This is a genomic window from Streptomyces sp. NBC_01006 (genome assembly GCF_045162725.1).
GTDB lineage: Bacteria > Actinomycetota > Actinomycetes > Streptomycetales > Streptomycetaceae > Streptomyces.
The window spans coordinates 5,277,041-5,303,835 of sequence record NZ_CP108700.1; the positions used below are offsets into that span (position 1 = coordinate 5,277,041).

The 26,795-nt window shown below is 73.4% G+C and carries 20 protein-coding genes; 12 read left to right on the forward strand and 8 right to left on the reverse strand.

Features of this window, described 5'->3' with window-relative positions; translation table 11 throughout:
- The first annotated feature begins 200 nt into the window (after window positions 1-200).
- Window positions 201-2,408 carry a DEAD/DEAH box helicase gene (locus OG509_RS24325; protein ID WP_406184610.1) on the forward strand — a complete coding sequence of 736 codons (2,208 nt, stop codon included), beginning with the start codon at window positions 201-203 and terminating at the stop codon, window positions 2,406-2,408.
- A 36-nt stretch (window positions 2,409-2,444) separates the two neighbouring features.
- Here OG509_RS24325 and OG509_RS24330 read toward each other — a convergent pair whose 3' ends face one another.
- On the reverse strand, window positions 2,445-3,452 hold the full coding sequence (locus tag OG509_RS24330; protein WP_406184611.1) for an SMP-30/gluconolactonase/LRE family protein: 1,008 nt from the start codon (window positions 3,450-3,452) through the stop codon (window positions 2,445-2,447).
- A 79-nt stretch (window positions 3,453-3,531) separates the two neighbouring features.
- On the opposite strand from OG509_RS24330, the gene OG509_RS24335 reads away from it, so the two are divergent.
- From OG509_RS24335 to OG509_RS24350, 4 genes are all read left to right on the forward strand, one after another.
- Window positions 3,532-3,969: a MarR family winged helix-turn-helix transcriptional regulator gene (locus tag OG509_RS24335; RefSeq protein ID WP_406184612.1), complete on the forward strand. Its 438-nt coding sequence runs from the start codon at window positions 3,532-3,534 to the stop codon at window positions 3,967-3,969.
- 137 nt (window positions 3,970-4,106) lie between these two features.
- Entirely contained in the window at window positions 4,107-5,153 is a 1,047-nt protein-coding gene (locus tag OG509_RS24340; protein ID WP_406184614.1) for an alpha/beta hydrolase, read from the forward strand.
- Between the two features lie 199 nt (window positions 5,154-5,352).
- On the forward strand, window positions 5,353-6,423 hold the full coding sequence (locus OG509_RS24345; RefSeq protein ID WP_387282110.1) for an alpha/beta hydrolase: 1,071 nt from the start codon (window positions 5,353-5,355) through the stop codon (window positions 6,421-6,423).
- Complete coding sequence (locus tag OG509_RS24350) at window positions 6,420-7,217, forward strand: trypsin-like serine peptidase (protein ID WP_406184616.1); 798 nt, start codon at window positions 6,420-6,422, stop codon at window positions 7,215-7,217. The genes OG509_RS24345 and OG509_RS24350 overlap by 4 nt, the downstream gene beginning before the upstream one ends.
- Before the next feature lie 34 nt (window positions 7,218-7,251).
- Here the strand turns inward: OG509_RS24350 and OG509_RS24355 are convergent, their stop codons facing one another.
- A complete protein-coding gene (locus OG509_RS24355) occupies window positions 7,252-8,061 on the reverse strand; it encodes an isocitrate lyase/phosphoenolpyruvate mutase family protein (RefSeq protein ID WP_406184617.1) in 810 nt (269 codons plus the stop codon).
- Window positions 8,062-8,150: 89 nt separating this feature from the next.
- Window positions 8,151-9,260: a threonine synthase gene (locus tag OG509_RS24360; protein WP_406184618.1), complete on the reverse strand. Its 1,110-nt coding sequence runs from the start codon at window positions 9,258-9,260 to the stop codon at window positions 8,151-8,153.
- 216 nt (window positions 9,261-9,476) lie between these two features.
- Here OG509_RS24360 and OG509_RS24365 point away from each other — a divergent pair, with 216 nt between their 5' ends.
- The 7 genes from OG509_RS24365 to OG509_RS24395 all read left to right on the forward strand — a co-directional run bounded on the left by OG509_RS24365 (window position 9,477) and on the right by OG509_RS24395 (window position 17,593).
- A complete protein-coding gene (locus OG509_RS24365) occupies window positions 9,477-11,060 on the forward strand; it encodes a S8 family peptidase (protein WP_406184620.1) in 1,584 nt (527 codons plus the stop codon).
- A gap of 133 nt (window positions 11,061-11,193) precedes the next feature.
- Window positions 11,194-12,261: a septum formation family protein gene (locus OG509_RS24370; protein WP_406184622.1), complete on the forward strand. Its 1,068-nt coding sequence runs from the start codon at window positions 11,194-11,196 to the stop codon at window positions 12,259-12,261.
- A gap of 128 nt (window positions 12,262-12,389) precedes the next feature.
- Window positions 12,390-13,142: a GntR family transcriptional regulator gene (locus OG509_RS24375; protein ID WP_406184623.1), complete on the forward strand. Its 753-nt coding sequence runs from the start codon at window positions 12,390-12,392 to the stop codon at window positions 13,140-13,142.
- 413 nt (window positions 13,143-13,555) lie between these two features.
- Window positions 13,556-13,741, forward strand: coding sequence for an SPOR domain-containing protein (locus OG509_RS24380; RefSeq protein WP_385590548.1), 186 nt, complete (start codon window positions 13,556-13,558; stop codon window positions 13,739-13,741).
- Between the two features lie 30 nt (window positions 13,742-13,771).
- Window positions 13,772-14,230 (forward strand): (deoxy)nucleoside triphosphate pyrophosphohydrolase, encoded by a 459-nt coding sequence (locus OG509_RS24385; protein WP_406184626.1) that lies wholly within the window; start codon window positions 13,772-13,774, stop codon window positions 14,228-14,230.
- A gap of 163 nt (window positions 14,231-14,393) precedes the next feature.
- Complete coding sequence (locus OG509_RS24390; RefSeq protein ID WP_403725967.1) at window positions 14,394-14,822, forward strand: ATP-binding protein; 429 nt, start codon at window positions 14,394-14,396, stop codon at window positions 14,820-14,822.
- 158 nt (window positions 14,823-14,980) lie between these two features.
- Window positions 14,981-17,593 (forward strand): SpoIIE family protein phosphatase, encoded by a 2,613-nt coding sequence (locus OG509_RS24395; protein WP_406187665.1) that lies wholly within the window; start codon window positions 14,981-14,983, stop codon window positions 17,591-17,593.
- A gap of 92 nt (window positions 17,594-17,685) precedes the next feature.
- Here the strand turns inward: OG509_RS24395 and OG509_RS24400 are convergent, their stop codons facing one another.
- The 5 genes from OG509_RS24400 to OG509_RS24420 are packed head-to-tail and all read right to left on the reverse strand — an operon-like array spanning window position 17,686 to window position 26,795.
- Entirely contained in the window at window positions 17,686-18,411 is a 726-nt protein-coding gene (locus OG509_RS24400; protein WP_406184628.1) for a PspA/IM30 family protein, read from the reverse strand.
- Between the two features lie 31 nt (window positions 18,412-18,442).
- On the reverse strand, window positions 18,443-20,587 hold the full coding sequence (locus OG509_RS24405; RefSeq protein ID WP_406184630.1) for a TPM domain-containing protein: 2,145 nt from the start codon (window positions 20,585-20,587) through the stop codon (window positions 18,443-18,445).
- A 56-nt stretch (window positions 20,588-20,643) separates the two neighbouring features.
- Window positions 20,644-24,051 (reverse strand): protein kinase domain-containing protein, encoded by a 3,408-nt coding sequence (locus OG509_RS24410; RefSeq protein ID WP_406184632.1) that lies wholly within the window; start codon window positions 24,049-24,051, stop codon window positions 20,644-20,646.
- A gap of 60 nt (window positions 24,052-24,111) precedes the next feature.
- Complete coding sequence (locus tag OG509_RS24415) at window positions 24,112-24,885, reverse strand: succinate dehydrogenase/fumarate reductase iron-sulfur subunit (RefSeq protein WP_403725052.1); 774 nt, start codon at window positions 24,883-24,885, stop codon at window positions 24,112-24,114.
- Window positions 24,882-26,795, reverse strand: a complete 1,914-nt coding sequence (locus OG509_RS24420) for a fumarate reductase/succinate dehydrogenase flavoprotein subunit (protein ID WP_406184634.1) — start codon at window positions 26,793-26,795, stop codon at window positions 24,882-24,884. The genes OG509_RS24415 and OG509_RS24420 overlap by 4 nt, the downstream gene beginning before the upstream one ends.

The following is a 26,795-nucleotide window of genomic DNA, read 5'->3' on the forward strand; positions in this document are numbered from 1 at the left end:
CTCCCCGAATGGATTGATTCGGGTTCGTGCGGAAACACCCCTTCATTCTCCTCCTGTCCCCGTTCCCGCTCCTGTCCGCGGTCACCCGGCCGCCGCGCGCAGGTCACGGGGGACCCCGCCGGCGGCGGTAGGTTGCCTGCAGTCGGCCGTGCAGCAGGCCGTCACCCGGCGCGGCCGGGGGCAGTCGGGGGGTGAGGGGCATGCGGCGCAGGGCGGCGGTCGAGGTGATCGGCGCGGGCGAACGGCTGCACGCGGCCGCCGGCGCGCTGCTGGCCGACCACCGGCGGGCCGTCGAGGCCGTACGGGAGGCCTGGGCTCCGATCCACGCCGACCTGGCCCGCTCCGAGCTGCGCCGGATCCCCGCCGACCGGCTGGCCCACGTCACCGAGGGGCGGCTGCGGGCGGGTGCCGTGGCCGCCATCGAGGCGGCCGGGTTCGACACCGTGCAGCGGGTACTGGACGCCGGGCGCCACCGGCTCCGGCAGATCCCCGGGGTCGGGCAGCAGACCGCAGACCAGGCGCTCGGCGCCGCGCGGCAGCTCGCCGAAGCCGTCGGGGAGACCGTCGCCGTGCACCTCGACGTGGACCGCCCCGAGCCCCGGACCACCGCCCTGGTCGCCGCCCTGCACCCGCTCGTCGAGGCCGGGCCCGACGCCCGCCGGGCCGTCGAGGCGGCCACGGCCCTGGACGCCGGGCTCGGACCGCTCCTCGCCGGCGCCGGACCCGCCGCCGGCCGGCTGCGGGGGTGGTTCGCGGGCCGGGAGCGGCGCGAGCGGGCGCTCGCCGCCCTCGCCGAGATCGGCCGGCGGACCGGGCGGGCCGCCGCCGACGGAGTGCCCGTCCTGCTCGGGCAGGCCTCGGTGGACCTGCTGCGGGGCCCCGCCGACGAGGCGGCCGCCTGGGTCGACTTCGAGCTGCGCTCCGCCGAGTACTACGGCCTGCTCGCAGAGGTCATCGAGCGGCCCGGTGGCGGCGCCGACCCGGCCGCCGCCCAGGGGTTCCTGCCCGAGGCGCTGGTCGAACGCGTCCGCGCCCAGGCCCTCGACGGCACGTACCGCCGGGTCTCGCTGCGCGGATACCAGTCCTTCGGCGCCCGCTTCGCCCTCGCCCAGCGGCGGGTGATCCTCGGCGACGAGATGGGACTGGGCAAGACGATCCAGGCACTCGCCGCCCTCGCGCACCTCGCGGCGCAGGGGCACCGGCACTTCCTGGTGGTCTGCCCGGCCGGAGTCCTGATCAACTGGACCCGCGAGATCGAGGCGCGCAGCACCCTGCGCGCGGTCGCCCTGCACGGCCCCGACCGGCACGACGCCTTCGCGGACTGGCGAGGCGAGGGCGGGGTGGCCGTGACGACCTTCCAGGCACTGACCGGATTCCCCGAACCGGCCGAGGGCGGGCTGGGCATGCTCGTCGTGGACGAGGCGCACCACGTCAAGAACCCGCAGGCGCAGCGCTCGCTCGCGGTCGCCGCCTGGGCCGCGGGCTGTGCGTACGTCCTCTTCCTCACCGGCACCCCGATGGAGAACCGGGTTTCGGAGTTCCGCAGTCTCGTACGGATCCTGCGGCCCGAGGTGGCCTCCGGGATCGGCGACGTCGACACGGTGGCCGGGTCCAAGGCGTTCCGCAAGGCGGTGGCGCCCGCGTACCTGCGGCGCAACCAGCGCGACGTACTCGCCGAACTGCCCGAGCTCCAGTGGACCGACGAGTGGGAGGAGCTGAGCGCGGCCGACCGGGAGGCCTACCGGGCGGCGGTGCGGGCCGGCAATTTCATGGCGATGCGCAGAGCCGCGTACGCGGAGCCGGAGAAGTCGGCGAAGCTGCGGCGGCTGCGCGAACTGGTGGCGGAGGCCGCGGCCAACGGGCTGAAGGTCGTGGTGTTCTCCGCCTTCCGCGAGGTGCTGGGGGTGGTCGAGGAAGCGCTCGGCCAGCCGCCGCACACGGGCGGTGGTGACGGTGACGGTGGCGGCGCCGGCGTCCTCTTCGGGCCGATCTCCGGCAGCGTGCCGCCCGCCCGCCGCCAGCGGCTGGTCGACGGGTTCGGGGCGGCGGCCGGGCACGCGGTGCTGCTCGCGCAGATCGAGGCGGGCGGCATCGGGATCAACCTCCAGGCGGCGTCGGTGGTGATCCTGTGCGAGCCGCAGGTCAAGCCGACCACGGAGCAGCAGGCCGTGGCCCGCGCGCACCGGATGGGCCAGGTGCGCGCGGTACGGGTGCACCGGCTGCTCGCCACCGACGGCGTGGACCAGCGGATGCTGGAGGTGCTGGACCGCAAGGCGCGGCTCTTCGACGCGTACGCCCGGCGCAGCGTGGTGGCGGAGTCGGCGCCCGAGGCGGTCGACGTCTCGGACGCCTCACTGGCCCGCCGCATCGTCGAGGAGGAACAGGCCCGCCTCGGCGCCGCCCGCTGACGCTGCTGATGCCGCGGGCCCCGGCGGGCGGGCCGGCTACAGGCCGCGGACCGAGGCGATCGTGAAGGCCGTCGGCGTACCCGGGCCCATCGGGCCGCCCTTGTCGAACTGGGAGCGGACCACGAGCGTGCGGCCCGGGGTGTGGCTCAGCGTGGTCGGGATCTGCAGCGACGGGTCCGTGATCGTCCGGGTCAGCCGGGCCCGGGTGCCGTCGGGGCTGACGTGCCACCGGGTCAGGGTGTTCGTGATGTTGTGGGCCACCCGCAGGGTGCCGTCGGGCGCCAGATCGAGGCCGTCCGCGTGGGTGAGGTCCCCGCCCTGGAGGGCGACGCGGGAGATCGCGCCGGTGCGCAGGTCGATGCGGTGGAGGTCGCCCGCGGTCATGTCCACGGCCAGCAGGAAGCGGCCCGCCGGGTCCGAGACGATGCCGTTGAGGGCGAAGCTGCCCGCCGGGGACGGGGTGAGGTGCCCCTTCAGGTCGTACGCGGGGAGCAGCGCGCCCGAACCGGCCGCGAGCTGGGCCGGGGTGACCCGGTAGATCACCGAGCGCACGCTGTCGGTCAGGTAGGCGGTGCCGTCCGTGGTGATGGTCAGGTCGTTGACGAAGAGCCCGCCGGTCCCGGCGACCTCGAAGTGGGCCAGGCGGCGGCCGGACGCGGTGTCGTACACGGCGACGCCGGAGGTGGAGTCGGTCACCCACAGCCGGCCGCGGGCGTCGACGCGCAGGCCGTTCGCCGTGTGGCGGCCGTCGGTGCCGGCGGGCAGGAACACCTCGGCGGTGCGCTGCCCGGGGCGGGCCCGGTAGACGGTGCCGTCGGCGTACGAGCCCACGTAGACGCTGTGGTCACGGGGGTCGGTGGCTATGCCCTCGGGGTAGACCTTCCCGCCGGGGAGGGTGAAGGCGGTGGAAACGCGGCTGTCGGAGACCGGTGCGGCCGAGGAGGCGGCCGGGGCGGCCTGCGAGGCGTGCGCCGCCGGGACCGCGCCCAGCGTGAGCGCCGTGGTCAGGGTCAGGAGGGTCGCGGGCAGGAGCTTCTTCAGCACAGCAGGTGTCCTCTTCCGTGTGGGTGAACACGAAGATATGTTAGAGCTCTAATGCATGCAAGGGCCTTAGGATGCAGCAATGACCTCCATGCCTCCCGAGGAGCGCATCGGCTCGCACGTCAAGCGCGCCGAACAGGCGCTCCTCGCGGCCAAGAACGCCGCGCTCAAGCCCGCCGCGGTGACGGTTCCGCAGTACGCCGCGCTGCTCTGGCTCTCCGAGAAGCCGGGGATCTCGGCCGCCGCGCTCGCCCGCCTGTGCGGGGTGACGCCGCCGACGATGAACACCGTGCTGAAGAACCTCCAGGAGCGCGCGCTCATCGAGCGGACCCCGCACGAATGGCACCGCAACGTGCTCGAAACCCGGCTGACGGAGGAGGGGCGGATCGCGATGGAGCTCGCCGACGCCGGCGCCGTACGGGTGGAGCGGGCGCTGGCCGCCGCGTTCTCGGCGGAGGAGCGGGAGCAGCTGATCGACCTGCTCGGGCGGTGCGCGGAGGTACTCGGCGCCCAGCGGTGAGTTCTCGTACACCAGGACCAAGGCGATACCCAGCCGTTCTGTCCCGACCGGGACGGCGATGACCGTTCGGAGCGAAGTTCGTGCACCAGTCCCCGCCCGCCAGGCGCTCACGCCGCGCGATATGGATATCCGCCGCCGTGGCCTTCGCGCTCCTGCTCGGCGGCGCCGGCTTCGCCGCCTGGAAGCTCGAATGGCTCTCCGGCAACGGTGGGTCCGTGAGCTTCGGCAAGGCCCCCGCGTCCGATGCCTCCGCCTCCGCCGCCCCCGACGCGGGCAAGCCGTCCCCGGGTGCGCCGTCGCCCTCCGCCACGCCCGGCGGCGATCCGGACGTACTGCTGCCGACCGGCCCGAGGTCCGACTTCAAGCAGACCGCCAAGCTGGACGACGGCACGGTCATCGCGAAGGCCCGCCTCGCGGGCGCGAAGTCCGGCTTCGAGGGTGACGTCTGGGTCTGGACGCCCAAGGAGTACAACGAGGCGAAGTACGAGAAGAGCGCCTTCCCGGTGCTCATCGCCCTTCCCGGCGGCAACGGCTTCCCGAGCAACTACTGGTCCGACCGCAGCCTCGGACTCCAGAAGGCCATCAGCGAGGGCGTCCAGGCCGGCACCAGCCTGCCGTTCGTCGTGATCATGCCGGTGCTCAACCCGGACAGCAAGTACTACTACGACGGCGCCGACATCCCCGGCCAGCCCAAGATGGGCACTTGGATCGCCGAGGACGTCCCGGCCTTCACGAAGGCCAACTTCCGTACGTACAAGTCCCGCGACGGCTGGGCCTTCATGGGCTCCTCCTCCGGCGCCTTCGTCGGCATGAAGACCGTCCTGCAGTACCCGGACCGCTTCAAGGCCGTGATCGCCAGCGGCGGCGAGATCGTTCCCGACTCCCCGCTCTGGAAGGGCCACCAGGCGGAGATGGACGCGAACAACCCCGAGAAGCTCGCGAAGAAGCTGATCGACGGCAACGGCCCCGAGGTCTACATCAACTTCCAGATCGGCACCAAGGAGTCGGGGAGGGAGCGGATGACCAAGTTCCAGCAGTCCTTCGGCAAGGGCCCCGTCAAGACGACCATCCGCGACATCCAGAACGGCGAGCACAACGGCTGGCACTACGTCCGGGGCATGAAGGAAGGCTCCCTGGAGTGGATCAGCAAGGTACTCAAGGCCCCGCAGCCCTCCACCGGCTGACCGGCCCGTACGCACGGTGTGCCCGGACCCGCGTGGGACGCGCCACGTCCCGCCGGTCCCAGGCAACCCATCCGATCGTTGACACCTCTGTAAGGGGTGAAGGGGGACCGATCGGTCCGACCCGCGCTCTTCGGGAGCGCCGGAGAAGGAACGGGACAAATCCGTGCAGCATGACCAGCTTCAGGGTGATGGCGACCTCATGACCGAGGAAGGCCCGCAGACCACGGGCCGCCGCCGTCCCAAGCGCCTGCGCAGGCTTCTGATCAGTGGTGCGCTGGCGCTCACGCTCGCCGCCGGGGGCGGCGCCGCGGCGTACAAGTACGGGCTCTTCTCGGACATAGGGGATCCGGTCTCCTTCGGGAAGGTCCAGGAGTCGGCCGCCGCGGCCGAGGAGATCCGGCCGGGGGTGATCATGCCGACCGGACCGAAGGCCGACTTCGTCCGGACGTACCGGCTGCCCGACGGCACGCAGATCGGCCGGACGACCCTGACCGGCGCGAAGTCCGGGTTCACCGGTGACGTGTGGGTCTGGGTCCCCAAGCAGTACGACGACCCGAAGTACGCCAAGAGCGCCTTCCCGGTCCTGATCTCCCTGCCCGGAGGCCGCGGCTACCCCACGAACTACTGGGGCACGGGCCCCGGCCTCGGCCTCCAGAAGGCGGTGAGCGACGGGGCGAAGGCAGGTACGAGCCTGCCCTTCATCCTGGTCATGCCGGTGCACAACGCGGACACCAAGCACCACTTCGACGCCTCCGACATCCCCGGCGAGCCCAAGATGGGCACCTGGATGGCCGAGGACATCCCGGATTTCACGAGGGCCAATTTCCGGACCTTCGCCTCCCGGGACGGCTGGGCCTTCATGGGCTCCTCCGCGGGCGGTTTCGGCGCGTTCAAGCACGTCCTGAAGTACCCCGACCGCTTCAAGGCGGCCATCGCGAGCGGGGTCGACATCGTCCCCGATTCCCCGCTGTGGAAGGGGAACACGCAGGCCATGGACGAGAACAACCCCGAGAAGCTCGCCGAGAAGCTGATCAAGGAGGGCGGTCCGGACGTCTACATCAACTTCCAGATCGGCACCAAGGAGACCGGCCGCGAGAAGGCCGAGAAGTTCATGCAGGAGTACGGGAAGGGCCCCGTGCACACCACGCTCCAGGTGATCCAGGATGGTGAGCACAATGGGAAGTCGTACGTCCGCGGTATGAGGGAGGGTGCTCTGGAGTGGATCAGCAAGGTCATGCTGGCACCGACCCCCGATCCCGCCGTGCGATGAAGGCGGTCGTCCGGGGCGCCTCCGCGGCTGCCGCCGCCACCGTGGCGGCGGCCCTGGCCGTCGGCTTCGTCAAGGCGACGGACGAGGACCTGAACGCCGTGCACGCCTTCCCCGGTGTCGGCGTGCTCATGGCGAACGGCGAGCACTGGTGCACGGCGAGCGTCGTCGACAGCCCCAAGGGCACGGTCGTCGCCACCGCCGCGCACTGCGTGGCCCCGGCGGGCGAGGACGGTGTGCCCGGAGCGGTCGCGCACGACGGCATGGCCATCGGCACGCTCTCCTTCGCCCCCGCGTTCACCGGTGAGGGCGGGGGCCGCCAGCCCCTCGGGGTGTGGAAGGTCCGCGCGGTCCACGTGGACGAGCGTTGGACCAGATGGGGCGAGGACACCGCCGACTTCGCCTTCCTCAGCATCGAGCCGGACGAGGACGGCCGGACGGTGCAGCAGGCGGTCGGCGGCGCCGACGAAGCCCCGAAGCCCGACTGGACCTCCGGGTACGAGCGCGAGGTGACGGTCGTCGGCTATCCGGAGTCGGACCGCAACCCGCAGAACAAGCCGGTCTCCTGCACCACCCAGACCGGCCACGACCAGGAGGACCCCGCGATGCTCTACATCAGCTGCGCGGGCTTCTGGTCGGGCACCAGCGGAAGCCCCTGGATCGCCGACCGCGGCGGTCCGGGGAACCCGGGGCGGCTGATCGGGGTGCTGAGCGGCGGGGAGACGGACGTGGACTCCACGGCCGCGCTGTTCGACGAGAAGGCCAAAGCGCTGTACGAGCGGGCCGCGCGGGACTGAGGTCGCCGCGTACGGGCTCCTCGATACCGGCGTCTCAGCCCTTGAGAAGAGCGTTCAGCTCGCCGTACGGGAGGCCCGGGTCGAGCGCGGTGTACGTGCCGCCCGTGAGCAGCTCCTCGGTGGCGCGGCGGACCACGTCGTACGCGGCCGACGCGACCCCGGAGCCGAGGCTGACGCGGGCGACGCCGAGGGCGCCGAGCTCGGCGACGGCCGGGGCGCCCGGGCCGGCGAGGAGGTTGAGCGGGGCGTCGATGCCCTTGACCAGCTCGGTGACGGTGGCCGGGTCGGTGACGCCCGGGACGAAGATGCCGGAGGCGCCCGCGCGCAGGCACGCGGCGGCGCGGGCGAGCGTCTCGTCGAGGCGGTTCTCCTCCTCGCCGAGGCCGAAGAGGAACGTGTCGATGCGGGCGTTGATGAACAGCGGCACCCCGGCGGTGTCGGCGGCGGCGCGGGCCGCGGCCACCCGCTCCGCGTGGTCGGCGGGGGCCCGCGTGCCGTCCTCGATGTTGATGCCGACCGCGCCGGCTTCGAGCACCCCGGTGACGGTCTCGGCGACCCCGGCGGGGTCGGCGCCGAAGCCGCCCTCGATGTCGGCGGTCACCGGGACGGAGACGGCCGCGGCCACCCGGGCGATGAGGTCGAGGGCGCGGTCCCGGCTGAGGGCGTCCCCGTCGGGCGTGCCGAGGGACCAGGCGACCCCGGCGCTGGTGGTGGCGACGGCGGGGGCGCCCGCGGCCTCGACGAGGCGGGCGCTGAGTACGTCCCAGGCGTTGGCCAGGGCCAGCGGCGCGGCCGGGGTGTGCAGGGCGGTGAAACGGCGGGCGAGGTCAACGGTGGTGGTCATCGGGCCAGTTCATCAGAGTGGGCGAGGCTTCGGCTGGCGATTTTCCGACACGTACCCCGACGCGCGCGGCGTGATCCGAAAGGCGCGGCCTACGCCAGACCGGCCTTCAGGCCCGCTCCGCACAGCGGGAGGACCGCCGTGCGGCCCCGGAGGGGGTCGGCGGGGGCCAGTGGGCCCACCGCGGCCCAGCAGGCCGCCGCCGTCGGCTCCACGAAGAGTCCGCGTCGCGCCAGGTCCAGCTGAGCCGCGCGCAGGGCCGGGTCCGGGACCGTCAGGAAGGTGCCGCCGGACTTGCGGACCGCCGCCAGGATCTGGCGTGCCCGCGGCGGGGCCGGGATCGCGATCCCCTCGGCCAGGGTGGGCCGCTGCTCCACCGGATCGGCATCCTCCGCGCCCGCCGCGAAGGCCGCGGCCAGCGGGGACACCGCCTCCGCCTGGACGGCGATCAGCGCCGGCGGCTTCACCCCGCGCCGGGCCAGTTCCTCCACCGCCAGCGCGGCCCCCAGCAGCAGGGTGCCGTTGCCGACGGGGACGACGAGGGTCTCGGGGAGCCGGCCGCCGAGCTCCTCCCACACCTCGTACACGTACGTCTTCGTCCCGTGCAGGAAGTACGGGTTGAAGACGTGGCTCGCGTAGAAGACCCCGGGGAGGTCGGCGGCCTCCCGGGCCGCCACCGCCGTGGCCTCCCGGCCGCCCGGTACGACGCGGACCGCCGCCCCGTGCGCCCGGATCTGCTCCGTCTTCTTCTCCGAGGTGCCCTCGGGCACGAAAACTTCACATTGCAGTCCGGCCCGCGCGCAGTACGCCGCCACGGACGTCCCCGCGTTCCCGCTGCTGTCCGCGACCACCCGCTCCGGAGCCAGCCGCCGGGCCACTTCCGCGAGCATCACCGCGCCCCGGTCCTTGAACGACAGGGTCGGCATCAGGAAGTCGAGCTTGGCGTGAATGCGCTCCGCGAGCGGGACCAGCGGGGTGTTCCCCTCCGACAGCGTCACGGAGAACGCCCCCGGCAGCGGCAGCACGGAGCCGAAGCGCCAGAGCGAGTTGGGTCCGGCGGCCGGTTCGAGCGGACTGGCCGGATCCGGCGCGAAGTCGAGATCCCATGGTCCACCGCACAGCGGGCAGCACCAGGGGGCCGTCCGGGCATCGGCGCGCGTGGCGTCTTCGGGGCAGACGTAACCGGGGAGTGCGTGCGTCATGTGCGGAGCGCCTTTGCTCGTTCATGGCCGTTGTATGGCACGGATGTTAAGCGTTCGTCATCCTCTTGTGGGACCGCCGGAGCGTGCGTCAACCTTTCGGCAGCGGCAGCCGGCAGAACATGGGTGTCATTGTCATGGGCATGCCCATGCCTCCTTGCTCATCGCCCGTGGCCCGGATGTCCGCTCTTCATGTCACCGACGAGAAGGACCCCCCACATGTCCGCCATGCGTCACACCCGCCGGAAGATCGCCGGCCTCAGCGCGACCGCCGTCGCCGCCCTCGCGCTGGGCGCGGCCGCAGCGTTACCCGCTTCCGCCGCCGACAACGGGCCCCAAGGCGTCATCGAGAACGCCGGCGCCCCGGGCGCGGTCGCCGAGAGCTACATCGTGACCCTGAAGGACTCGGCCGCCCGTTCCACCGCCGACAGCGGCAAGGCCGTCGCCCGCCGCTACGGCGCGACGATCGGCCGTACGTACAGCGCCGCCCTCAACGGGTACTCCGTCAAGGTCTCCGAGGCGCAGGCCAAGAAGCTCGCCGCCGACCCGGCGGTCAAGTCCGTCGTACAGAACCGGACGTTCACCGTCGACGACGCCCAGGGCACCCAGCCCAGCCCGCCGTCCTGGGGCCTGGACCGCATCGACCAGCACCCGCTCCCGCTCGACAACAGCTACACCTACCCGGACAAGGCCGGCGAGGGCGTCACCGCGTACATCATCGACACCGGTGTCCGCATCAGCCACACCGAGTTCGGCGGGCGCGCCTCCTACGGCTACGACGCCATCGACAACGACAACACCGCCCAGGACGGCCACGGCCACGGCACGCACGTCGCCGGCACGGTCGCGGGCAACTCGTACGGCGTGGCCAAGAAGGCCAAGATCGTCGGCGTCCGCGTCCTCGACAACAACGGCTCCGGCACGACGGAACAGGTCGTCGCCGGCATCGACTGGGTGACCCAGCACGCCGTCAAGCCGGCCGTGGCGAACATGTCGCTCGGCGGCGGCGCCGACCCCGCGCTCGACACCGCCGTCCGCAACTCCATAGCCGCCGGCATCACGTACGCCGTCGCCGCGGGCAACGAGTCCACGGACGCGAGCACCAAGTCCCCGGCGCGCGTCGCCGAGGCCATCACGGTCGGCGCGACCACCAACACCGACGCCAAGGCGAGCTACTCCAACTACGGCTCCATCCTGGACATCTTCGCCCCCGGCTCCTCCATCACCTCCTCGTGGGGCACCGGCGACACCGCCACCAACACCATCTCGGGCACCTCGATGGCCACTCCGCACGTCGTCGGCGCGGCCGCGCTGTACCTCTCGCAGAACCCGGCGAGCACCCCGGCGCAGGTCTCCGCGGCCCTGGTGGCGGCGGCCACCCCGAACGTGGTGACCGGTCCCGGCTCCGGTTCCCCCAACCGGCTGCTGTACGTGGGCGGCGGCACCACCCCGCCGAACCCGGGCAAGCGCTTCGAGAACACCGCCGACTACGCGGTCAACGACAACGCGACCGTCGAGTCGCCGGTCACCGTCAGCGGGGTCACGGGCAACGCCCCGGCGGCGCTGAGCGTCTCGGTCGACATCAAGCACACGTACATCGGTGACCTGAAGGTCGACCTCGTCGCCCCCGACGGCTCGGTCTACAACCTGCACAACCGCAGCGGCGGCAGCGCGGACAACATCGTCAAGACGTACACCGTCAACGCCTCTTCGGAGGTCGCCAACGGGGTGTGGAAGCTCCGCGTGAACGACAACGCGAACGTCGACACCGGCAAGATCGACTCCTGGGCGCTCCAGTTCTGACGCGCTTCTGACGGACTTCTGACGCACCACCCACGCACGGGAACAGCGGGGGCGACCGTTACGGCGGTCGCCCCCTCTGCGTACTATTTCGCGCATTCGTTCGCGCACCACCCGTGATGGAGCCCCTCGCCCCATGAGCACCCCGCCGCCGCCCCACAGGCCCCCTCCGCCCGCGCGGCAGGCGTACGGCGAGCGGGGCAAGGCGCTCGCGATCACGGGCCTGGTGTTGTCGCTCGCGGTGACCGCGGCCCTGGTCCTCGTCACGGACCGGGTGGGGGAGCGGCTCTTCGACCGGCTGGACACGCTGGAGCGGTACCAGGACGTCGAGGGCGAGTTGACCGCCATGGACGACATGCGTGCGGGCGACTGCTTCAACGTCCCCGGCGGGGACCTGCTCGCCGAGCGCCCGTTCATCTACAAGATCGCCTGCACCGAGCCGCACGAAGGGGAGGTCACCTCCTCGACCCGGCTCCCGGGCGGCGCCTTCCCAGGCGACCCCGAGCTGAGGCGGACCTCCGTGGACGCCTGCTGGAAGGCGCAGGACGCGTACGCGATGGACTCGTGGGCGCTGCCCTCGTACGCGGAGATGTTCTACTTCGTGCCCTCGCACGAGTCGTGGGGCGGCGGCGACCGGCGGCTGCTCTGCGTCATCGGCACGGCGGAGCAGGAGCATCGCGGCAGCCTGCGCAAGGACGCCACGATGCTGACGCCGGAGCAGGTGGCCTTCCTGCGCGTGATGAACGAGACCGACCTGGCGCTGGGCGGCGAGCCGGAGGAGGAGATCGACGAGGCGCTGCCGCGGTACCGGGAGTGGGCCGGCGCGGTGGACCGGGCGCTGGGCGTGCAGGCGGGGCTGCTGGACGGGGTGCGGGAGCGGCCGGAGCTGGCCGGCCCGGCGGGGGCGCAGCTCAAGGAGGTCGAGGCGGCGCGCGCGGGGTGGCGGCGGGCGGCGCGGGCGACGAAGCCGGCGGAGTTCCAGGCCGCGTGGGACGAGGCCTCGGCCGCGCTGTCCGTGGACACGGAGAAGGCGCTGCGCGGGGCGTACGGGCTGGCGACCACGGTGCCGGAGTGGCTGGCGGGGCAGTCGGACGGCTCGGACGGCGACCCTGAGGACTCGGACGAAGGCTCGGCGGGGGGCTCGGCGGGCGATGCGGACCGGGCGTCCGCGTCCGTGGTCCGAGGAGCGTCGAGAATAGCGTGATGTAACGCGCGGTAACGGGTTTCAGTGACCTGGCTTCATCACTTCGGGTGAAACTCTGGCCCTTGCTTGCGATGTACAACCGTCGGTTGCCAGGGTGTAGCTGTCCGTCAAGCTGATGGGAGTGGCCAGTGACTTTCGGTGAGCAGCCGGCCTATCTGCGCGTCGCCGGGGATCTGCGACGGAAGATCGTCGATGGGTCCCTGCCCCCGCACGCCCGGCTCCCCTCGCAGGCCCGGATCCGCGAGGAGTACGGGGTCTCCGACACCGTGGCGCTGGAGGCGCGCAAGGTCCTCATGGCGGAGGGGCTGGTCGAGGGCCGTTCCGGGTCGGGTACGTACGTACGGGAGCAGCCCGTGCCGAGACGGGTCTCCCGCTCGGGATACCGCACGGGCGGGGCGTCGACGCCGTTCCGGCAGGAGCAGGCCGAGGCGGGCGCGCGCGGCACGTGGGAGTCCAGCAGCGAGCAGGCGGGCGCACCGGCGGAGATCGCCAAGCGGCTCGGCATCGAGCCGGGCGAGCGGGTGATGCGGACGCGGTACGTGTTCCGCGACGCGGGCGAGGCGATGATGCTGTCGACCTCCTGGGAGCCGCTCGCGGTCACCGGCCGGACCCCGGTGATGCTGCCGGAGGAGGGGCCGCTCGGCGGCTCGGGGGTCGTGGACCGGATGGCCGCCATCGATGTCGTCGTGGACAACGTGGTGGAGGAGGTCGGGGCACGGCCGGGCCTGGCGGAGGAGAACATGCTGCTGGGCGGGGTCCCGGGTCATGTGGTCCTGGTGATCGGCCGTACGTACTTCGCGTCCGGGCTGGCGGTCGAGACCGCCGACGTGGTGGTCCCGGCGGACCGCTACCGCCTCTCGTACCACCTGCCGGTCCGCTAGGCCGTGTCCCGCCGTGAGCGGCGTTCCCCGGGTGGTGTGACCCCGGGGGCCGCCGTCGCGTGACGGGGCGTCATGGACCCGGCGGATTTCGGCGCGATGGTGATCGCCCCCGCCGCGCCGGTCCTCGCCTTCTCCGTGCGTGCGCCCTCTGCGCCGAGGCCCGCGCCCGGTTCCGCGCCGTCCTCGCGGCCGGACTCGCCCTCGCCCCGTGCCTGTTGACCGCGCCATTCGCCGCGCGGTGCGCCGGGTTTGAACCGGCGTACACGGCCCGCTCGTACGCATGGCCGGATGCGTACGCCTGTGAGGTACCTCTTCGTGAAAAACCGTATCCGCTCCGTAAAGGTCGGGCGTAAGGTCGGGCATATGCGCAATGCGGTTTCCCGGGCAGGTACATCGGCGGAGGGTGAAACGCGATGAACGACAGCGGTGCCCTGCTCCCATGGCTGGTCATACGTCAGGACGACAACGGCAACCGCTACCGGGTGGGCCGCTATCCCACCCGGTCCGAGGCCCAGAAGGTCGTCGACAGCCTCGAAGACAAGGGCCACAAGCAGCTGTACTGGGTCGAGCGGATCGGTCAGACGGCCACGACGAACTGAGCGTCCGTGCGTTGACATAGGCTCCGCCCCATGACGGTACGAGTGGTCGTGGGCGGAGCCCTGTGTCATGAGGGCCGCCTGCTGGCCGCCCGCCGCAGCGCGCCCCCCGAGGTGGCCGGACGGTGGGAGCTGCCCGGCGGCAAGACCGAGCCCGGCGAGTCCGTGCCCGAGGCGCTCGTACGCGAACTGCGCGAGGAGCTCGGCGTCGAGGCCGAGGCGCTGGAGCGGATCCCGGGGGAGTGGCCGGTCAGGGCCGGGCTCGTGCTGCACGTGTGGACCGCGCGGCTGCTGTCCGGCGAGCCCGCGCCGCTGGAGGACCACGACGAGCTGCGCTGGCTCGGGCCGCAGGAGCTGGACTCCGTGGACTGGCTCGACCAGGACCGGCCGGCCGTCGCGGAGGTCGGCCGCCGGCTGCGCGGCGAGCGGGCCGGGCGCGATGGGCGCGCCGCGCGCCACGAACGGCACACCGGGTCGCACGGGGGCGCGTGACGCGCGTGCGCTGGGCCGTCTGCGCCACAGTGCGCCGGTGCGTGAGGGATCGGGTGGTACGGCGCCTCGAATATCGGGTATGTGGCTATTAGTCCCTATCGTGTACTGCCCCTCGTGGCTCTGTCCCTGCGGAATCGGACTGGGGCCGTTGCCGGCCCGGGAAGTGATCGGCGTGATCGACACAGACGGTGAATGCGCCGAGTGGGCCTTCCCCGCAGAGCCCGGCGCCGTCCGTACCGCCCGCCACGCCGTACGCGGCACGCTGAGCTCCTGGGGCCTCGACTCCGTCGGCGATGTCACCGTCCTGCTGGTCAGCGAGTTGGTCACCAATTCACTGCGCTACGCTTCCGGCCCCATCGGGGTCCGTCTGGTGCGGCAGAATTCGGCCAGTGGGAGTCCCACGGGGGGCGCCGCGCTGTTGGTGGAGGTATCCGATCCGCTTCCGGATCCGCCCCGCGAGCGGGTCGCGACGCCGGACGACGAGGGCGGGAGGGGGCTTCATCTGGTCTCCGTCTCGGCGCAGCGCTGGGGAACCCGGCACGGGAAATCGGGTAAGACCGTGTGGTTCGAGTTGGCACTTCCTGGTGAGTAACAAGGTGACGGATGGCCGACGATCACGGGGCATGGCTCGAAATAGTCGGGACCTTTTTGTGATCGTGAACGCCGTGCCGTGCGGGGCCGTGGTGCTGAATACTTCGGTCATGGCCGGTCCGGTTGCGGTGAGCTGGAGGGGACGGTCGCGTGAGCGAGATACCTGCGCAGGCACATCAGGCCCGTGTGTCCGGGGAGACATGGCATGACTCCCTGTGGCACAGCAGCCCGCCTGGCTCGATATATGACTACATAAAGGTCGCGTCCTTTTCCATCGGACCCGACGGGCTCATCGACCAGTGGAGCCTGCGCGCCGAGGAGCTGTTCGGGCTGACCGCCGCGCAGACCGTGGGCCGGGACCCGGTGGACGCCTTCATGCCGCCGGAGCTGCGCGCCGGCGGCCACCGCAGAATGGCCGAGATCCTCGACGGCAAGGAATGGACCGGCCTCGTCCCCTTCCGCATTCCCGGCGGGGACGGCGCGCACGGCGTGGCCGAGATCTACGTGATGCCCACCCAGACCGAGACCGCCGAGCGGGCCGCGCTGTGCGTCGTCGTCGACGTACGCGCACTGCGCCGCATCGAATCCGATCTTGCCGCTTCGCAGGCCATATTCGGCCAATCTCCTTTCGGCTTCCTGCTCTTCGGCACGGACCTCACCGTGCAGCGCGCCAACCGCCGTTTCGCGACCGTTTTCGGCGGTGCGGTCGAGGAACACCGCGGCCGCACCGTCCACGACTACCTGCCGCCCCAGGAGGCCGACCGGATGACCGAGGCCCTGCGGCGGGTCCTGGAGACCGGCGACTCCGTCACCGACCTCCGGATCACCGGCGCCGCCCCCGGCAGCCGGGACCACCGTCACTGGTCCATCAACCTCTACCGCGTCCACGGCGGCACCGGCCGCCCCATCGGCGTCGCGGGCCTGGGCACCGATGTCACCCGCCGCCACCTCGCCGCCCGCGAGGCCGCCGGGGTCCGGCGCAATCTCGCCCTGCTCAACGAGGCCGGGCACCGCATCGGGAACTCCCTCGACCTGGAGACCACCGCCCGCGAACTGCTGGACGTGACCGTCCCGGGCTTCTGCGACCTCGCCGCCGTCGACCTCTACCAGGGGCTGCTGCTCGGCGACGACGACCGGCCCGCCCGGCCGCACGGACCCGGCGTACCCCCGCTGCCGCACGGGCGGGGACCCGAACGGGCACCCTCCCCGCCGCTGCGGCGGGTCGCCTTCGCCTCGGCCGTCTCGGACGGTCCGCTGACGAATCCGGGCACACCGGTGTCCGTGGGGGAGGTCCACCGCTATCCGGCGGCCTCGCCGGGGGCGCTGGCCCTGCGGACCGCGCGGCCCCGGCTCATCGAGGGCGGCGGAGCGGACGACCTCGTCCAGTCGACGCTCGTCGTCCCGATGGTCGCCCACGACACCGTGGTCGGGCTCGCCCAGTTCTCCCGTACGAAGGGCAGCGAGCCCTTCGGGGAACGGGACCGGGCGGTGGCCGTGGAGCTCGCCGCCCGCGCCGCCGTCTGCATCGACAACGCCCGCCTGTACCGGCGCGAGCACGAGCGGGCACTGATCCTCCAGCGCAGCCTGCTGCCGCCCGGCGACCCCGAGGCGGCCGGCCTCGACATCGCCTGCCGGTACCTGCCCGGCAACGCGGCCACCGAGGTCGGCGGGGACTGGTTCGACGTCATCGAGCTGCCCGGGCACCGCACCGCGCTGGTCGTCGGCGACGTCATGGGCCGCGGGCTTCGGGCCGCCGTCGCGATGGGCGAACTGCGCACCGCCGTACGGACCCTGGCGCTGCTGGACCTGGAGCCGGCGGAGGTGCTGACCGCGCTGGACGAGATCGCCCGCGGGCTCGGCGCGCCCGGCGGCGCCCAGCAGGCCTCCCGGGCGGCCCTGCACTCGCGGGACGCGGACCGATCGGAGGTGTACCTCGCGACCTGCGTGTACGCCGTCTACGACCCGGTGACCCGGCGCTGCACCATCGCCAACGCCGGCCACATGCCGCCGGTGCTGGTGGAACCGGCGGAACCGGGCGCCCCGCCGCGGCCCGCCCTGCTGCTGGAGGTGCCGCCCGGGATGCCGCTCGGGGTGGGCGGGGAGCCGTTCGAGGAGGTGGAGGTCGACCTTCCCGAAGGCGCCCTGCTGGCCCTCTACACGGACGGGCTGGTCGAATCGCGCGACCACCCGCTGGAAGAAGGGCTGCGCGGGCTGCGGGACGCGCTCGCCGACCCGGTGCGGCCGCTGGAGGACGTCTGCGACCACGTGCTGAACACGCTGGACACGCGGCACGGCGAGGACGACATCGCGCTGCTGATGGCGCGGGTGCAGGGGCTGCCGATGGACGCCGTCGGGGACTGGCAGCTGCCGCGCGAGGCCCGCTCGGTGGGCCGGGCGCGGGAGCTGGCGCGGGCGAAGCTGCCCTCGTGGGGGCTGGAGGGGCTGCTGGACACCACCGAACTGCTGGTCAGCGAGCTGGTGACGAACGCCCTCCGGTACGGCGAGGGTGAGATCCGGCTGCGGTTGCTGCTCGACCGCACCCTGGTCTGCGAGGTCTGGGACGGCAACCTGGTGCAGCCGCGCCGCCGCCGCGCCCGGGACACCGACGAGGGCGGGCGTGGCCTCCAGCTGGTCGGCATGCTGTCGGCGGGCTGGGGTACGCGGCGGACCCACCGGGGCAAGACGGTGTGGTTCGAACTGCCGCTGCCCGGCGGCGGGTCGGAGCCCGTGACGGAGCTCTCCGCGGAGCAGCTGCTGAGCATGTACGGCTGACCGCGGGCGGGCGGGCGGGCAGGCGGGGCCAGTGGGCAGGTCCGCCGGGCGGGTCCGCTGCGCGGGGGGAAGGCCTCCGCGCAGCGGGAGCGTCAGGCGGCCCGGGACTTCAGCGCCGCCAGGCGGGTCTCGATCTCCGAGGACTTGTCGAGGTCGTCCAGGGCCTCGAACTGGGCGTCCAGGGAGGAGGCCGCCAGTTCCTGCCGGCCCAGGGCCCTGGCCTCCTCCCGGCGGACCTTGTCCTCGAAGCGGGAGATGTCGCTCGTCGGGTCCATGACGTCGATGTTCTTCACCGCGTCCATCATCGTGTTCTGCGCCTGCGCGGTCTTCGCCCGGGCCACCAGCTCGTCGCGCTTCGCCGTCAGCTCCGTCAGCTTGTTCTTCATCGAGTCCAGCCCGGACTTGAGCTTGTCCACGATCTCCGTCTGGGCGGCGATCGTCGGCTCCGCCGTCTTCGCCTCCTTCTCCGACTGGAGCTGGCGGCCCAGGGCGACCTTCGCGAGGTTGTCGAACTTGTCGGCGCTGTCGGCGTCTCCCGCCGCCCCCGACGCCCGCAGCCCGTCCGCCTTCCGGCTCGCCGCGAGCGCCTTGCCGCCCCATTCCGCGGCCGCCTCCACGTCCTCCTTGTGGTCCGCCTCCAGCATCCGCAGATTGCCGATCGTGGTGGCGGCCGCCTGCTCCGCCTCCGCGATGTTGTTCGTGTAGTCGCGGATCAGCTGGTCCAGCATCTTCTGCGGGTCCTCCGCCTGGTCCAGCAGCGCGTTGATGTTGGCCTTCGCGAGCTGGGTGACGCGGCCCAGGATGGTCTGCTTGCTCATCGGTGCCCTTTCGTGGAGAGGGAAGATCGGGTCAGAAACGGCCGCCGCCGCCCATGCGGCCGCGGGTGCCCCCGCCGCCGAACGAGCCCGGGCCCGGCCCCCCGCCGCCGAAGCCGCCACCCCCGAAGCCCCCGCCGCCGCCGAACCCGCCGCCTCCGAATCCCCCGCCCCGGCCCCGGCCGCCGCCCAGGATCTCGCCCAGGATGATCCCGCCGAGGACCGCGCCGCCCATGCCCCCGCGCTGCTGCCGCTGCCCGCCGTACGGGTTCTCGTACGCCCGTACGTCCTGCTCCGCCAACTCCTGCGCCTGCCGCGCCAGCCCGTCCGCCCGCTGCGCCTCCGCCAGCGCGCCCGCCGGGTCCGAGCCCGCCAGGGCCGCCGACCGCTCCATGTGCCGCTGCGCCTCCGCGAGCCGGGTACGGGCCTGGCTGGCGACCGCGCCCCGGCTGGTGGTGATGTAGTCCGTCGCCGCGCCGATCGCGCTGCGCGCCGAGAGCACCGCCTGGTCCAGCAGAGCGGCCGCCCGCTGCCGTCCCGTCTCGCGCTCCCGGGCCCCGGCCAGCGCCTCGTCAAGGACGGCATCGGCCTCCTCCACCCGGCGCAGGGCGTCGATCGGGTCGTACCGGCCGGCCGCCTGCTCCCGCCGTACGTCGGCCAGGACCGCCTCCGCCCGGCCGATCCGGCCGCGCAGGTCCGCCGTCGAGGCGCCCTCCGCGGTGCCGCTCAGCAGGCCGCGCGCATCGGCGAGGTCGGTGTCCGTCTCCGTGAGCGCCCCGGGCAGCTTCCCGGCCGCCTCCGCCAGTTCCTGCGCCCGCCGTTCCACCGCGTCGACCAGCGTCGCCGCCTGGTCCACCGCGCCCTCGGCGGCCCGTACGTGCACGGCCGCCTTCCCGTTGTCGCCGCCGTCGATCGCCGCCCGCGCCTCGCCGAGGCTGGTCGTCGCGAACAGCAGCCGGTCCTCGGCCTGTTCGGCGTTGGAGGCCACCGGCGCGGCCGCCGAGTCCGCGTAGCGACCGGCCAGTGCGGTCAGCGTCGCCACGGCCGTCGTCGTACGGCCCGTCAGCGCGCGGAAGTGCGCCTCCACCGTGGCGAGCGCCTGCGGGGCGTTCTTCTCCAGGTCCCGCAGCCGGTCGAAGTCCGCCGACTCGGCGTCGAGCCGCCGGTTCGCCTCGGTGCAGCGGGCCACGATCTCGTCCAGCATCCGCCGCCGCGTCGGATCGTCCTCGGGGTACGCGTCGTCGAGCTGCTGGCGCAGCCGGAACGCGGCCGTCAGCTCGCTCTGCGCGAAGGCCACGGCCTCGGTGAACGTGCCCACCGCCGCGTCGCCGAACTGCGCGGACGCGAAGCCGAGCTCCTCGTTGCTCGTACGGATCGCGTCGTCGGTCTCCACCAGCAGGCTCTTGGCCTTGGCGTCCAGTTCGGGCAGCGGGAGCGCGGTCGTGGTTGCGGGCTGCTCGCCCCAGCCCGTCGTACCGGAGCCGCCGCCCCGGCCGCCCTTGCGCTTGCGGCGGCTGTACGCGTACGCCCCGAGGGCGCCCGCCGCGCCGACGACCACCACCGGCAGCACGTAGTCCCCGGCCCCGCCGTCCTCGTCCGCGCCGCCGCCGGGGTCCGCCACGCCGGGGGTGATCGCCGGCACCGGTACGGGCTTCCCGTCGAGCACGGCCCCGTACCCGTCGGCGGCGCCGATCGCGGCGCCCGCCCAGTCGTTCTGCTTCAGCGCGGGCTCGATGGCCGTGCGGGCGACGTCCGCGAGCTGCGCCGCGGTGAAACCGGAGTCGACATCGGCCGAATAGGCGTACTGGCGGGCCCCGGTCGCCACCGCCAGCAGCACGTCGTCCTGGCCGAGGCCGTTCTTCTGCGCGGTGGCGTCCGCCCAGCTCTGCGCGGAACGCCCGGAGAAATCGTCCACGTACGTCACGAAGAGCTGGATCCGGTGGCCGGCGTACAGCCTCTCCAGCGCGGTGGTGACGGCGGCCGTCCGGTCGCCGAGGGCCCCCACGCGGTCGGTGATCTGCCCCTGCTGTGACAGCGTGACGGGATCCTCGGCCCGGGCGGCCGGAGCCCCGGCCACCCCCCAGCAGCCGAGCCCCAGCAGCGCGGCGGCCAGGACGAGCCCGGCCCGTACGGATATCCCGGCGGTGGTGCGTCGCTTCGACCTGCTCTTGGGCGGCATCACATTTGGGAGGGTATGGGCGGTTCGAGCCCCTCGCACCCGGAGCCGGACCCCGGCTAAGGAAGGGTGTACGCCGACAGCTCCGGGCGGGAGAGGACGAGCCGGTCGCCGACCAGCAGGGCGTCCCCGTCGGCGAGCCCCGGCTGCTCCCACTGGCGGCGCGGCTTGCCCGTCGCCGGATCCAGCACCGCGACGAACGGCCCCGACTCCCGGCCCAGCCGCCCGCGCCGGCCGCGGGCGGCCTTCACGTACAGCCCGCCCGGCCGCAGGCCCAGCAGTTCGAGCGCGCACCCGGTGCTCTCCTCACTCCGCCCCACGGCCCGCTGCCAGCGCAGCGCCCCCGTCTGCACGTCGAGCGCGAACACCTGGTCTCCCTGGCGGGGGTGGCGCGCCGCCGCGTACACCGTGCCGTGCTCGACCAGCAGCCGCTCCGCCGGCGTATACAGATCGAACCGCCACAGTTCCTTGCCGGTGTCGCGGTCCGGGGCGTGCAGGCACCACCCGTCCAGCAGGTGCAGCGGCTGCTGGCCGGACGCCGGCTCGAAGGGCACGTAGCCCCGCCGCCGGGTCCACAGCCGCCGCCCGTTCCGCAGGTCCAGGGCCTGGAGCCACTGGCCGTCCGCCACGACGAGGCGGTCGCCCGCCACCGCCAGGGAACGGGCGCGGTCCGGCAGCGACCGCTGCCACTCCACCTCACCCGTGGTCGCCCGCAGCGCCGTCAGCTCGCCCTGCGCCTCGTGCAGCAGCACCGGCCCGGCACCGCGCAGTGCCGGGCCGGCCTTCGGCAGGTCCCGCCACCACCGCACCCGCCCGTCGCGCGGCTCCCGCGCCACGATCCGTACGCCCGGCCCGTCGTCCCGGCGTACGTCGACGTACACCGTGGCGGCGTCGGCCACGCAGGACACCAGCACCCGCCCGGCCCCCGGCAGCGACGGCGCGGCCGCGCCCTCGTCCGCGTGGGCCGACCAGCGGGTCGCGCCCGTGTCGGCCCGTACGCAGCCCACCTCGCTCCCCGCCCGCCACACCACGTGAGCCCCTGCGGCGTACAGAGCGTCGGGCCGCGCCCCCGTGTGCCAGGCGCGTGTCCCGGGCCCCGCGGGCAGTGCCGCGGGGGCCACGGCGGGCCCGGTGTCCGGACCGCCCAGGGCCGCCGTGCCGGGCGGCGGGGGGCTCCCCACGGCAGCGGCGGCCTCCGCCAGCCAGGGCATCCCGTCCGTCGCCAGGCACTCCCGCGCGGTACGGGCCAGCGCGCGGGCCCGTACCGCCGGGTCCGGCAGAGCGCGGGCGGCGTCCGCGCCCTCCCGGGCCGCCGCCGGGTCCAGCGGCCGCAGGGTCGCCCGCCGGACCTGGTCCCGGGCCTCGGCCAGCGAGGCCAGGGCGTGGCCGGCCTTTTCGTCGCCGGCCTCCTCCGGGTCGTGGCTCAGCAGGGCGGCCGCCTGGGTACGCAGCCGCTCGGACCGTACGAGCCGCCCCTGCTCGGCGTGGTGCGCCGCCTCCTCGCGCAGCCAGGCGGCCCGCTCCTCCAGGAACCGCGGAAGCTCCTCCTCGGCCTGCTCCAGCGCCAGTGACCCGCCCGCCGCGTCCCCGGCCTCGGCGCGGTCGCGCGCCACCTGACACAGAGCCAACAGCCGGGCCCCGGCGGAGCCGATCCGCTCGCTCAGGCGCAGGGCGGTCTCCAGGTCCCGCGGGGCGACGGCCAGCACCGTGTCGTACGTGGCGGCCGCGCGCTGGCCCGGGTCCTGGATCAGGGTCAGCCGCTGCTCGGCCTCCTCGGGCCGCTCCGCGGCGAGGGCCGCCTCGATCCGGGCGCGGAGCCCGCCGGGCGCCGGGCGCCCGCCGAGGTGGTACCCGGCGATCCGGGAGGCCTGTTCGGGGGCCACCTTGATCAGTTCCTCCGCCAGTGCGCGCAGCGGCGCCTCCCGCCGGGAGCCGGGCACCGTGAACAGCGCCTGCTGCGCGTCGGTCAGCAGCCGCCGGGCCCGCGCCGGGGCGTGCGGGGCGGTGTTCCGGGCCAGCGCCGTCAGCAGCCGGGCCACCCGGGCCCCGTCGCCCCCGCCGTCGGCCCACGCCGCGCGCTCGGCGTCGGCCAGCAGCCGGGCCGCGAGGTCCGCGTCGAAGCGGGCCGCGGCGTCGGCGGCGATGGCCAGTACCTCGACGCGGGCGTCCGCGCCACCCGGCAGCTCCCGCAGCGCGTCCTGCGCCTCGGCGAGCAGCCCCCGTACGAACTCCCGCACCCCGGAGCCCGCACCCCCGGCCGCCCCGGAAGCGGCCGCCACCCCGGCCGCCCGCCCGGCGCCGGAGTCGGGCACCGACGCCTGCCCGGCCCCGGGCCCGGCCACTGCCCCGGCCCCGGCCACTGCCCCGGGCCCGGCCACTGCCCCGGCCCCGGCCACTGCCCCGGCCCCGGCCACTGCCCCGGGCCCGGCCTCGGCCACTGCCTCGGCCCCGGCCCCTGGTCCGACCACGGCCTCGGCCACGGACCCTGATCCGGTCGGCTGTTCGCCCCCGGCCTGCGGGCCCGTACCCGGCTCCTGGCCGGACACCAGCCCGTGACCGGACACCGCCTCCCGGTCGGGCGGGGGGTACCCCGGGCCGCCCGGGCCGTCCCCGTCCTCGCCCCCGCGAAGGCCGTGCATCCCCCGCAGCGCCTTGCCCACCGCCTCCGCCGACTCCGGACGGTCCGCCGGGTCCTTCGCCAGCAGGGCCAGCACCAGCCGGTCCAGCTCCGCCGGAACCGGTGTCCCCGCCTCGCGCAGCGGGAGCGGCGCCTCCGCGACGTGCCGGTGCATCAGGACGTACGGCCCCTCGGTCTGCCCGAACGGCGGCGCCCCGCTCACCAGCGCGTACAGCACGCACCCCAGCGCGTACAGATCGCACCGCGCGCCCACCCGCTCGCCCCGCCACTGCTCCGGCGCCATGTACGCGGGGGTGCCGATGATCCGGCCCGTGACCGTCCAGCCCGCCGTCGCGTCCGCGGAGTGCGCGATGCCGAAGTCGCATATCTTGATCCGCCGGCCCGGCAGCAGGAAGAGGTTGCCCGGCTTCAGGTCCCGGTGGACCACGGCCTGTCCGTGCGCGACGGCCAGTGCCTCCGCCGTCTGCGCGGCCAGGTCCACCGCGAGGTCCACCGCCAGCGCACCCTCCCGCGCGAGCCTCGTGGCCAGGTCCTCGCCGGAGAGGAGCTCCATCACGATGAACAGCCGGCCGTCCTGCTGTCCCACGTCGTGCACCACGGTGATCCCGGGGTGCTGGAGCCGCGCCCCGATCGTGGCCTCGCGTCTGAACCGCGCGACCACCTCGTCGTTCGTGGCCGCCTCCAGCAGCACCTTGACCGCCACGGATCGGTCCAGCATCAGGTCGTGCCCGCGCCACACCTCGCCCATGCCGCCCTGGCCGAGCCGTTGCTCCAGCCGGTACCGGCCGGCCAGTTCGTCCCCCACCCGCACCGCAAAGCCCCCTGACATCACGTCATGCGACGTTTTCCCAGGGGGCATTGTGTCCTGCGAAGTGAACGGCCGGGGGTGCTACAGATCAGCGCGCCTGCGGATCTTGCTGCCCAGCCACACCAGCGGGTCGTACTTGCGGTCCACCGCCCGCTCCTTCAGCGGGATCAGCGCGTTGTCGGTGATCTTGATGCCCTCCGGGCAGACCTCCGTACAGCACTTGGTGATGTTGCAGTAGCCGAGCCCGTGCTCCTCCTGGGCCGTGCGCTTGCGGTCCAGGCCCGCCTCGGCCGCCGCGTCCAGCGGGTGCATGTCCAGCTCCGCCACCCGCATCAGGAAGCGGGGACCGGCGAAGGCGGGCTTGTTCTCCTCGTGGTCGCGCACCACGTGGCAGGTGTCCTGGCACAGGAAGCACTCGATGCACTTCCTGAACTCCTGCGAGCGGTCCACGTCCACCTGCTGCATCCGGTACGCGCCGGGAGCCACCCCCTGCGGCGGTACGAACGCGGGGACCTCGCGCGCCTTCTGGTAGTTGAACGACACGTCCGTCACCAGGTCCCGGACGACCGGGAAGGCGCGCAGCGGCGTGACCGTGATCGTCTCGGACCGTTCGAAGGTGGACATGCGCGTCATGCACATCAGCCGCGGCCGGCCGTTGATCTCCGCACTGCACGAACCGCATTTGCCCGCCTTGCAGTTCCAGCGCACCGCGAGGTCCGAGGCCTGGGTCGCCTGCAGCCGGTGGACGATGTCCAGGACCACCTCGCCGTCGTGCACCTCGACGGTGAAGTCCCGCAGTTCCCCGCCTTCCGCGTCGCCCCGCCAGATCCGGAAGCTCGCGTCGTACGTACTCATTGGTGGAGCTCCTCTTCGGCGAGGTACTTGACCAGCTCTTCCTTCTCGAAGAGCGCGAGCAGGTCGGGGCGGATGGGTTCGGTACGGGTCCGGACCAGGGAGATCCGGTCGGCGGCCGGGTCGGCGTCGGAACCGGGTGCCGGCTCCACCGGTCGGCACAGCAGGTTCACCGGGCGCCAGGTGCGCTCCATCGACGGGCAGTCCTCCCGGGTGTGCCCGCCGCGGCTCTCGGTCCGCTCAAGGGCCGCGCGGGCCACGCACTCGCTGACCAGCAGCATGTTCCGCAGGTCCAGGGCGAGGTGCCAGCCAGGGTTGAACTGCCGGTGCCCCTCGACGCCGGCCCGTGCCGCCCGTACGCGCAGGCCCGACAGCCTCTCCAGGGCCTCGGCCATCTCGCCCTCCCGGCGGATGATCCCGACCAGGTCGTTCATGGTCGTCTGGAGCTCCTGGTGGAGCGTGTACGGGTTCTCCGCGCCCTCGGCGGCGTGGAACGGGGCCAGCGCCTCCGCCGCGGCCGCGTCGATCTCCGCCTGGGAGACCGCGGGCAGCGCTCCGGCGAGGCCGTCGGCGTACTCGGCCGCGTGCAGTCCGGCCCGCCGGCCGAACACCAGCAGGTCGGAGAGGGAGTTCCCGCCGAGCCGGTTCGAGCCGTGCATGCCGCCCGCGACCTCGCCGGCCGCGAACAGGCCGGGGACCCCGACGGTGGCGGCGCTGTCGGAGTCCACCGCGATCCCGCCCATCACGTAGTGGCAGGTCGGGCCGACCTCCATCGGCTCGGCGGTGATGTCCACGTCCGCCAGTTCCTTGAACTGGTGGTACATGGAGGGCAGCCGCCGTTTGATCCGCTCGGCCGGCATCCGGGTGGACACGTCGAGGAACACCCCGCCGTGCGGGGAGCCGCGGCCCGCCTTGACCTCGGAGTTGATGGCCCGGGCCACCTCGTCGCGGGGGAGCAGCTCGGGCGGGCGCCGGTTGTGGTCGGGGTCCTCGTACCAGCGGTCGCCCTCTTCCTCGGACTCCGCGTACTTCTCCTTGAAGACGTCCGGGACGTAGTCGAACATGAACCGCTTGCCCTCGCTGTTGCGCAGTACCCCGCCGTCGCCGCGCACCGACTCGGTCACGAGGATGCCCTTGACGGAGGGCGGCCAGACCATGCCGGTCGGGTGGAACTGCACGAACTCCATGTTGAGCAGGGGCGCCCCGGCGAGCAGGGCCAGCGCGTGGCCGTCGCCGGTGTACTCCCAGGAGTTGGACGTGGTCTTGAAGGACTTGCCGATCCCGCCCGTGGCCAGGACCACCGCCGGGGCCTCCAGGACGAAGAACCGGCCGGACTCGCGCTCGTAGCAGAAGGCCCCCGAGACCCTCTGCCCTTCCTTCAGCACGCGAGTAACCGTGCACTCCTGGAAGACCTTGAGCCGGGCCTCGTAGTCCCCGAACTCCTTGAAGTCCTCCTGCTGGAGCTGGACGATCTTCTGCTGGAGGGTGCGGATCAGCTCCAGGCCGGTCCGGTCGCCCACGTGCGCCAGGCGCGGGTACTCGTGGCCGCCGAAGTTGCGCTGGGAGATCTTCCCGTCCGGGGTGCGGTCGAAGAGCGCGCCCCAGGTCTCCAGCTCCCAGACCCGGTCGGGAGCCTCCTTCGCGTGGAGCTCCGCCATCCGCCACTGGTTGAGGAACTTCCCGCCGCGCATGGTGTCGCGGAAGTGCACCTGCCAGTTGTCGCCCTCGTTGACGTTGCCCATGGAGGCGGCGATCCCGCCCTCCGCCATCACCGTATGGGCCTTGCCGAACAGGGACTTGCAGATCACGGCCGTACGCTTGCCCCGCTCGCGCGCCTCGATCGCGGCCCGCAGCCCGGCGCCGCCCGCACCGACCACGACCACGTCCCACTGCTGCCGGTCGACTTGAGCCAT

Coding starts and splice junctions, on each gene's coding strand:
- OG509_RS24325 (WP_406184610.1), top strand. CDS start 201: ATGCGGCGCAGGGCGGCGGTCGAGGTGATCGGCGCGGGCGAACGGCTG.
- OG509_RS24335 (WP_406184612.1), top strand. CDS start 3,532: ATGACCTCCATGCCTCCCGAGGAGCGCATCGGCTCGCACGTCAAGCGC.
- OG509_RS24345 (WP_387282110.1), top strand. CDS start 5,353: ATGACCGAGGAAGGCCCGCAGACCACGGGCCGCCGCCGTCCCAAGCGC.
- OG509_RS24350 (WP_406184616.1), top strand. CDS start 6,420: ATGAAGGCGGTCGTCCGGGGCGCCTCCGCGGCTGCCGCCGCCACCGTG.
- OG509_RS24355 (WP_406184617.1), bottom strand. CDS start 8,061: ATGACCACCACCGTTGACCTCGCCCGCCGTTTCACCGCCCTGCACACC.
- OG509_RS24360 (WP_406184618.1), bottom strand. CDS start 9,260: ATGACGCACGCACTCCCCGGTTACGTCTGCCCCGAAGACGCCACGCGC.
- OG509_RS24365 (WP_406184620.1), top strand. CDS start 9,477: ATGTCCGCCATGCGTCACACCCGCCGGAAGATCGCCGGCCTCAGCGCG.
- OG509_RS24370 (WP_406184622.1), top strand. CDS start 11,194: ATGAGCACCCCGCCGCCGCCCCACAGGCCCCCTCCGCCCGCGCGGCAG.
- OG509_RS24380 (WP_385590548.1), top strand. CDS start 13,556: ATGAACGACAGCGGTGCCCTGCTCCCATGGCTGGTCATACGTCAGGAC.
- OG509_RS24385 (WP_406184626.1), top strand. CDS start 13,772: ATGACGGTACGAGTGGTCGTGGGCGGAGCCCTGTGTCATGAGGGCCGC.
- OG509_RS24400 (WP_406184628.1), bottom strand. CDS start 18,411: ATGAGCAAGCAGACCATCCTGGGCCGCGTCACCCAGCTCGCGAAGGCC.
- OG509_RS24405 (WP_406184630.1), bottom strand. CDS start 20,587: ATGCCGCCCAAGAGCAGGTCGAAGCGACGCACCACCGCCGGGATATCC.
- OG509_RS24410 (WP_406184632.1), bottom strand. CDS start 24,051: ATGTCAGGGGGCTTTGCGGTGCGGGTGGGGGACGAACTGGCCGGCCGG.
- OG509_RS24415 (WP_403725052.1), bottom strand. CDS start 24,885: ATGAGTACGTACGACGCGAGCTTCCGGATCTGGCGGGGCGACGCGGAA.
- OG509_RS24420 (WP_406184634.1), bottom strand. CDS start 26,795: ATGGCTCAAGTCGACCGGCAGCAGTGGGACGTGGTCGTGGTCGGTGCG.